This is a genomic window from Candidatus Magnetaquicoccus inordinatus (assembly GCF_004217665.1).
In the GTDB taxonomy this organism is placed as follows: domain Bacteria; phylum Pseudomonadota; class Magnetococcia; order Magnetococcales; family Magnetaquicoccaceae; genus Magnetaquicoccus; species Magnetaquicoccus inordinatus.
The window spans coordinates 1-8059 of sequence record NZ_RXIU01000164.1 but is presented as its reverse complement, the minus strand read 5'-3'; the positions used below and the strand labels follow the sequence as shown (position 1 = coordinate 8059).

Sequence of the window (8059 nt, the reverse complement as noted above, 5' to 3'; positions counted from 1 at the left end):
GCTTTGCCCTGCACCCACCAGGAGGAGATAATCTCCTCCTGGACCTCCATAATAGTTTTCTGATTTTCAAATGCGATGCCCTGCTTAAGAGGGGGCTTTGCCCACGGTGACTGTATAAAATTGGGACAGATCCAAAATTCGCTTGGCTACCCGCAAAATATCCGCCTCTGTCACCTGACGAATCCGCTCCGGCCAACGCTGCAAATAATCCTCACCCAGTTGAAAATAGCCAATGGTCGCCCAGGTGGCCGCCAGCTTGCCCAAGCCATCCAGATGCAGAGGAAAAGAGCCGGTCAAATATTCTATGGCCTCTTGTAACTCCTCGGCGCTTACCCCACTGTCGGCCATCTTTTGCAGCTCCTGGCGCAACAACTGTAACGCCTCATTGCTGGAGGCGTTTTTGGTCTTCATGACCACTATGAACGCTCCCGGTTGCGAAAGCGGGGAAAAACGTGAATAGACACCATAGGTCAAACCCCGCTTTTCCCGAATCTCGCGATTGAGACGGCTGCTTAAACCCGCTCCGCCCAAAATCTGATTGAGTACATAAAAAGGATAATAATCGGGATCATGACGACTGATGCCCAAGGTGGCCAGCATGAGCGTGGTTTGCGGGACAGCAAACTCTATATGCTCCTGCCGTGACGAGGAAGAGCTCTGCTGCTGCGGCGGCCACGCTACCGGTGGAATGGCCGCCAACGGAGAAGGTGTGGGATCCAAAGCTGCCAGATGCTGCCGCAATAAACTCTCCAGTTGTGCACGAGAGATGGCTCCCGCTACCGCCAAAATCAAGTGTGGCGCGTGCATCATCGCCACATGTCGCTCTCTTACATCCTCCAGAGTGATGTTGCTCAGTCCCTCTATAGTGCCGCTCAACGGTGAACCATAGGGATGATCCGGAAAAAGCAGTTGATACATGCGCAGCGAGGCTTGGGTTTGCGGCTGCTCACGGGCCTTGATGATGCTGGCTTTTTGTTCCAACACCGCCCGCTGCCAATCCTTTTCTTCCATGCGTGGGCGGAAGATCAGATCGGCAAGTCGGGCCAGCGCCTCATCCAGATGCTCGGTGCGCGTGGTCAAATTGACCTGCAGGGTCTCCACATTGGCTGTCGCCCCCAAATGAATACCATGAAAATCCAGTCGCTCATGAAAGGCACTGGAGGTGAGCTCTGTTGAACCCTCATTAAACATCCAGGCACTGATGGCAGCAAGGCCCGCCTTTCCAGGGGGATCATGGGCGGCGCCACCACGGCTGAGCAGACGCATCTCTACCATGGGATTGGCATGATTTTCCAGCAGGTAGACCGACATCCCCCCCGGTCCTGAAAAATATTGACTGCTCTGTCCGGCCTGCAGGGGGCGCAGAGCAGCCAGAATCAGCAGAGCAACCAGCAGAACAGGGCGCAGCCGCAGAAGTAAAGGAGAGAGTCTCATGGTTGCAACACCCCAATGGTCAAACGGTCAGCACGCAGATAACGGGCGGCAACACGCTGCAGATCACTGGCCTGCACCGCAGAGAGACGTTGCGGATACTCTTCGATGAGGGTGCGCCAAGCAATACCGCTGCTGCTTAACATGCCGATGGTCGAGGCCAACTCATGGATGGAGTCGTGGGAATAGATATGCTGGGCGATCATACTGTTTTTGGCGCGCTGCAGCTCCCGTTCACTGACCGGCTCTTGAGCCAGACGCGCCACCTCCTCCAGGATGATCCGTTCCATATGCGGAAGCGCAGCACCGGGGCTGCTGATTTCTGGCTTGTTGCTTTCGGCGTTGGGAGTGGCAGCCAGGGTAAACAGCTCCCAACTGCGGGCATAACCCGCATAGTGAGCTGAGGTGGAGACCGCCAACGCCTCTTGCAAAACCAGGCGTTGATAGAGACGGCTGCTGCTGCCGCCGCCAAGAATGGTGGCCAACAACTCCAGAGCCAAAACCTCTTGGGCGTTGTCGTCGCTCCATGTCGGTACCGGATAGCCACCATACCAGAGGGGCAGGGTGACACTGCTATCCTGCACCTGTACACGTCTGTTGTCGGCAGCAACCTGTTCCGGCAAGGGGGGTAAAATAGGTGGTGGTGGCTCTGCCTGTTTGGGAATGTCGGCAAAGGCCAGGCGAATCTGTTCGGCCATTGCCGACAGATCCAGGTCGCCAACCATGACCAGAACAGCATTATTGGGCACATAATAGCGCTGCCACCAGGCGCGCAGATCCTGGATGGTCAACTGCTGAATCTCTGGCATCCAGCCAATTATCGGGCGTCCATAAGGGTGGCCAGCATAGGCTTTGCTATGAAACTGTTCCAGAAAACGGGCGTTGGGGTCGCCATCGGTGCGGGTGCGCCGCTCCTCCTGCACCACCTGATTTTCCGAGTGGAAGGCTGCCTCATGCAAAGAGAGATGGCGCAGACGATCCGCTTCCAGTTGCACGGCCAAAGCGGCGCGATCGGCGGCCAGTTTGATATAGTAGCAGGTGGCATCGTGCGAGGTGGAGGCGTTATCCTCACCCCCCTGCTGGGCGATACGCCGATGGAACTCACCAGCAGGAATGGCGGGTGTGCCTTGGAACATCATATGTTCCAACATATGGGAGAGGCCGGTTTTACCGGGTTGTTCATCTATGGAACCAACCCGGTAACAGATTTTGGAGATCATGATGGGGGCTTTGGCCTCGCGAACCAGAATGACGCGCAGACCATTATCCAGGGTAAAATCTTGATGTTCCAAAGCAAAGGCAGGTTTAACTGCGCAGACTATCCCCAACAAAATCAGGAGTTGTGCCCAGGAGGTAGGGCGCCACCAGGAAGCGATCATTTTTTACCCGTTGGGCTGCTGGAGCCACTTCCCATCCAGGAGGGAAGTTTTTCCTGCTCCGAACGGGAGGAGATGCCATCATCCTGGTTGAGTGGTACCGGGGCAGGCAGTTGCACCGTGGAGCTGCGACTGCTTTTGCTGCTGGGTGCACGGGCGGGATCACTCCAGGAGGGGGTGCGGGCATCGACATTGCGCCGCGCATCATCCGGGGAGGGCAGTTTGTGCAGATCCGGTGGAATCTCCAATGGTTCCCGTGTGGCAACGCGGGCAGGATCCAGCAGATTGGCATCCCAGGGCAGAGAAAAGTTGCTGGAGCAGCTATTCAGCAACAGAGCGGAGGCGATAAGAGACCAGCGAAGAGAGCGATTCATGGTGATGGAGTTCCCGTTTTGCGAAAGCTGTCCCATAGAAGCAGAGCCACCCCGAGATCGATGGCGACATCTGCCAGATTGAAAATTGGCCAAGAGAGATCATGCCAGTGTAAATGAATAAAGTCTACAACATATCCCAAACGCAGGCGATCGAGCAGATTGCCGGCAGCACCTCCGAGAATCAAGCCGAGGGCGATGCTCTCCTGACGCTGTTTGGATTGCCAGAGTAACACCAGGAGAAAGAGAATGGCCAGAGAGGCGACACCGACCAGCAGCAGAGAACGCCACGTGGGAGGAAGATCGGCAAACAGACTGAAGGCAGCGCCCAGATTATGGGCCAGGGTCAGATCGGCAAAGCCGGGCAGCAGGCTCCACTCCTGGGTAGCGAGATGGGTGCTGGCCAACTCTTTGGAGAGTTGATCGGCGGCCAAGAGCAGGACAGCGCTCAACAATCCCACCCCTTTGCGGCTGGGAGAGAGTGCAGCGGGGGGGGATGCCGTGTTTGTTTCCGGGCTGGCCTGGAGAGAGTCCATGGTCTTCCGCTCTATGCCTCTGCACTGTTGGCGAGCAGCTCTTCCACGGCTGCATGGCAGCGGGGGCAGAGCTCTGGATGGGGATCTGGGCTCCCTTCTGGGATCTCTTTTTGGCTCAGATCAGACCAGTTCCAACAGCGGATACATTTTTGCCCGCTGGAGCGGCGGAAGGTAAGCTGCAAGGCAGGCAAATCGCTGCAGGGCAGGGCCTCGGCAGGGGCCTCCTGGCTGGTCAACAGCTTGACCTGAGAGACGATCAGCAGACGAGCCAAATCAGTAAAGGAGTGCAAAATGGTGAACAACTCCGGCTGTGCATAGAGTGTGACCTCCACCTCCATGAAGGTGCCGATACGTTTGCCAAGTCGTTCCTGTTCCAGAATGCGGTAGAGAGCAGCACGCACCTGGCGCAGTTGCTCCCAGTCCGCCTCCCGTTGGCGATTGCGCCAGAGCGGATCCACTTGCGGGAAGGAGGTCAGGTGCACGGACGCGGCCCTGGGGGTGTCCCCCTGATCTCCCGGATTGGCCATGAAGGACCAGATCTCCTCGGCGGTGAAGGAGAGAATGGGGGCAATCAGGCGCACCAGGGATTCCAGAATATGGTGGAGCACCGTTTGGGCAGCGCGGCGGGAGAGCCAGTTTTTGCCATCGCAATAGAGACGATCCTTGAGGATGTCCAGATAGAAGGCGCCTAAATCGACCGAACAAAAATAGTGCAAATCCTGGTAGACACGATGAAAGGCAAAGCTTTCATAGGCGGTTTCAACCTGTTGGATGAGTTGGGCCAGGCGATCGAGGGCCCAGCGATCCAGTTCCGGCAGTTGTTCCACCGCCACGGCATGTTGCGCGGGAATAAAATCGTGCAGGTTGCCGAGCAGAAAGCGCAAGGTGTTGCGGATGCGCCGATAGGCATCGGATAGTCCCTTGAGAATTTCGTCGGAGAGACGAATATCGCCAGAATAGTCTTCGGCGGTGACCCAGAGGCGGAGGATGTCGGCGCCATATTGTTGAATCACCTTGTCAGGGGCGATGACATTGCCGAGCGATTTGGACATTTTGCGTCCCTGGCCATCCACAACAAAGCCGTGGGTGAGCACCGCCTTATAGGGAGCCTGTTGGCGGGTGCCGATGGCGGCCAGCAGGCTGGAGTGGAACCAACCACGATGCTGATCGGAGCCTTCGAGATAGAGGTCGGCAGGCCAGCTCAGAGGCAACCCCTCCTGGACGCCGCGTTCGAGAACGGCGGCATGGGTGACGCCAGAATCAAACCAGACATCGAGAATATCTTTCTCTTTTTGAAACTCGGTGCTGGCGCATTGCGGGCACTGAAAACCATCTGGCAGAAAGGCGCTGGCCTCTTGATTAAACCAGATGTCGGCGCTGTGTTGTTCGACCTGCTGGGCGATGGTTTCGATGCTGGCGCTATCGGTCAAGCGGGTGTGACAGTGGGCGCAGGAGATGATGGTGATGGGCACGCCCCAGGTGCGCTGCCGGGAGACACACCAATCCGGGCGCACGGCGATCATGTTGCGGATGCGATCTTCGCCCCAGGCAGGAATCCACTGGGTGGCACGGATGGCGGCCAGGGCCTGCTCGCGCAGTTGATTGCTCTCCATGGAGATAAACCACTGCGGGGTGGTGCGGATGACGATCGGCTTATGGCAGCGCCAGCAGTGGGGATAGCTGTGGGTGAGTGGGCGATGGGCCAGCAGGCGCCCCTTTTCGCGCAGCAGTTCGATGACCGCCTGATTGGCTTTGAAGATGGGCATGCCGGCAAAATGGGGAGTGTCGGCATGGAAGCGGCCATGGTCATCGACCGGATTGAAGGGGGTTAGTCCATAGCGCTGTCCGCTGGCAAAGTCTTCATGACCGTGGGCAGGTGCGGTATGGACGCAGCCGGTTCCCGCCTCCAAGGTGACATAGTCAGCCAGCAGGATGGGGGCATCCTGTTCCAGGTAGGGATGGCGGAAACGGATCCCTTCCAGGTCGCTGCCGTTGCAGGAGGCGAGGATCCGGGTCTCTTCGGCAGGGATGCCGAGGCTGGCCAAGGTGCTCTCCAGAAGCCCTTCGGCAAGGAGAAAGATGGCGCCGTTTTGCAGAGTGGGGGGCAGGGCTGCAGATTGAATATGTACAGCCACATAGCGCAGTTGCGGGTGCAGAGCCACCGCCAGGTTGGCGGGGATGGTCCAGGGTGTGGTGGTCCAGATCAGAATCGAGATGGGCAGATTGTCGGGCAGAGCCGCCTGCATCGGCAGGGTGGCAGCCTCGGCCAGAGGAAAAGCAACATAGATCGATTGCGAGGTGTGGTCCTGATATTCCACTTCGGCCTCGGCGAGGGCGGTGACATCATGGATGCACCAGTAGACCGGTTTGACCCCTTTATAGAGGCTGCCATTGGCCAGGAAGCGACCCAGTTCACGGACGATGTCGGCCTCGAAGCGGTAGGACATGGTCAGGTAGGGGTTGTCCCAGTTGGCGATGACGCCGAGTCGTTTGAACTCTTCGCGTTGGGTATTGACCCATTTTTCGGCATAGCCGCGACAGAGGCGGCGAAACTCCTGGATGGGGAGATCATCCTTGTTGCGGCCCTGTTTTTTCAGCTCCTGCTCGACGTTGGTTTCGATGGGCAGGCCATGGCAGTCCCAGCCGGGGATAAAATTGGCGTTAAAGCCGCTCATCTGTTTGGCTTTGACGATCACATCCTTGAGGACTTTATTGATGGCGTGGCCCATATGCAGGTGACCGTTGGCATAGGGAGGGCCATCGTGCAGGGTAAAAAGCGGCTTGCTCTGGGCTTGGCGACGCAGTTGTTGGTAGAGATCATCGGTCAGCCATTTTTGCAGGATAGCCGGTTCCATCTGCGGCAGGTTGGCACGCATCGGAAAATCGGTCAAGGGGAGTTGGACGCTGTTTTTATAGTCCATGGTGAGCTCTCATCTCCTGAAAAAAGCGTTGCGCCTCTTGGACATCGCAACTGATTTGTCGTTGGAGGTCAGCGCTGTTGGCAAAGGTAATTTCGTCGCGGATGCGCTTCAGAAAGCGGACGCGCAGCAGTTGGCGGTAGAGGTTGCCGCATTGGGCGAGCAGATGCACCTCCAGGCGCAGGCGATTATCGCCAAAGGTGGGGTTGAAGCCCAGATTGGCGACGGCGGGCAGCCATTGTTGATTGACCTGGCCTTCGACAATATAGACCCCTGGTGGGGGGTGCAGGAGATCGGCGAGCACCAAATTGGCGGTCGGGAAGCCAAGGGAGTGGCCGCGTTTATGACCATGGGTGATCCGACCTTCGATCTCAAAGGGGCGGCCCAGCAGGGGGATCACTTCGGAAAAATGGCACTGTTTGACCAATTCACGGATGCGCGTGGAAGAGACGGTCCGTTCGCTTGGGTCATGCAGCAGGGATTGGCAATAGACGTGAAAGCCATGGTGTTGACCGAGGTTGGCCAGGGTGGAGCAGTGGCCTTGACCGCAGGAGCCGAAGCGAAAATTTTTACCGACCAGGACGGCGCGAATTCCTAAGCCATCGACCAGGATTTGTTGTACAAACTCTTCCGGGGAGAGATTGGCCAGTTGCCGGTTGAAGTGGATGACCAACATGCCATCGATCTGTTGTTCGGCGATCCAACGCGCTTTGCCACGGATATTGGTGATCCGTTCCGGGGGTTGTTCGGGGTTGAGCAATTTTTGCGGATGTGGGGCAAAGGTGATGACCAGGGTAGGCAGGTTGCCCAGCTCGGTGGCGCGTTGCCGCAGCGACTGCATCAGGGACTGGTGGCCCAGGTGGACGCCATCAAAGTTGCCGATCACCACGGCAGCGCCGCGCAAATGGGGCGGCAGGTGTTGGATTCCGCGAATAATATACATACTGTCTAACAACGATTTAGTCTGAAGCAGCAAAGGGGCAGGGTAACCGAAAGGGGGCGTAAAGGTCAATGCTGCGAATGGTGTCAGGGAGGGTTGCAGTGTTTCACCTGCCATTTTCCAGGTAAATGGTCTGTTGCGACTACCCTGGACCTGGCCAGGAAGGTGCCCTCCCTGGAGCCGCAGTTGTTTTTGCTGGTGAATAGTTAGCAAAAAGGTAACTATTCAGGTTCGTGCTGGCTCGCCAAGTCTACCCGGTTTGCGATGACTCGCCAGCTCTACCCCCATGGGGATGCTGTGGGCATTGGCGCAAAAAATGCGCGCCAATGCCCACAGCTTGCTTCCATTAGGCGCGCTGCGCCGACGCAAAGAGCGCGTCGGCTTAGTTTGAAAAGCGCGCCAAAGGCAAAAGATTAAAAGCAAAATCCCAGGGATTCCATCCCTGGACCCGGCCAGGGAGGTGCCCTCAATGCCATTAACTTAGCAA

Annotated in this window: 6 protein-coding genes; all 6 read right to left on the bottom strand. The window is 57.4% G+C overall.

Annotated elements, in window-relative coordinates:
* Window positions 1-84 precede the first annotated feature (84 nt).
* Genes EJP87_RS11490 through ribF form a run of 6 tightly spaced genes read right to left on the bottom strand, consistent with a single transcriptional unit; the run spans window position 85 to window position 7689 of the window.
* A complete protein-coding gene (locus EJP87_RS11490; RefSeq protein WP_130472019.1) occupies window positions 85-1434 on the bottom strand; it encodes a M16 family metallopeptidase in 1350 nt (449 codons plus the stop codon).
* Window positions 1431-2810 carry a M16 family metallopeptidase gene (locus EJP87_RS11485; RefSeq protein WP_130472018.1) on the bottom strand — a complete coding sequence of 460 codons (1380 nt, stop codon included), beginning with the start codon at window positions 2808-2810 and terminating at the stop codon, window positions 1431-1433. Before EJP87_RS11485 ends, EJP87_RS11490 begins: the two co-directional genes overlap by 4 nt.
* On the bottom strand, window positions 2807-3181 hold the full coding sequence (locus tag EJP87_RS11480; RefSeq protein WP_130472017.1) for a hypothetical protein: 375 nt from the start codon (window positions 3179-3181) through the stop codon (window positions 2807-2809). Before EJP87_RS11480 ends, EJP87_RS11485 begins: the two co-directional genes overlap by 4 nt.
* Window positions 3178-3714 carry a signal peptidase II gene (gene lspA, locus EJP87_RS11475; protein ID WP_130472016.1) on the bottom strand — a complete coding sequence of 179 codons (537 nt, stop codon included), beginning with the start codon at window positions 3712-3714 and terminating at the stop codon, window positions 3178-3180. The genes EJP87_RS11480 and lspA overlap by 4 nt, the downstream gene beginning before the upstream one ends.
* A gap of 11 nt (window positions 3715-3725) precedes the next feature.
* On the bottom strand, window positions 3726-6635 hold the full coding sequence (ileS, locus tag EJP87_RS11470) for an isoleucine--tRNA ligase (RefSeq protein WP_130472015.1): 2910 nt from the start codon (window positions 6633-6635) through the stop codon (window positions 3726-3728).
* The gene (ribF, locus tag EJP87_RS11465) at window positions 6625-7689 is read right to left on the bottom strand and encodes a riboflavin biosynthesis protein RibF (RefSeq protein ID WP_130472014.1); all 1065 of its coding nucleotides are present in this window, start codon (window positions 7687-7689) and stop codon (window positions 6625-6627) included. The genes ileS and ribF overlap by 11 nt, the downstream gene beginning before the upstream one ends.
* Window positions 7690-8059 lie beyond the last annotated feature (370 nt).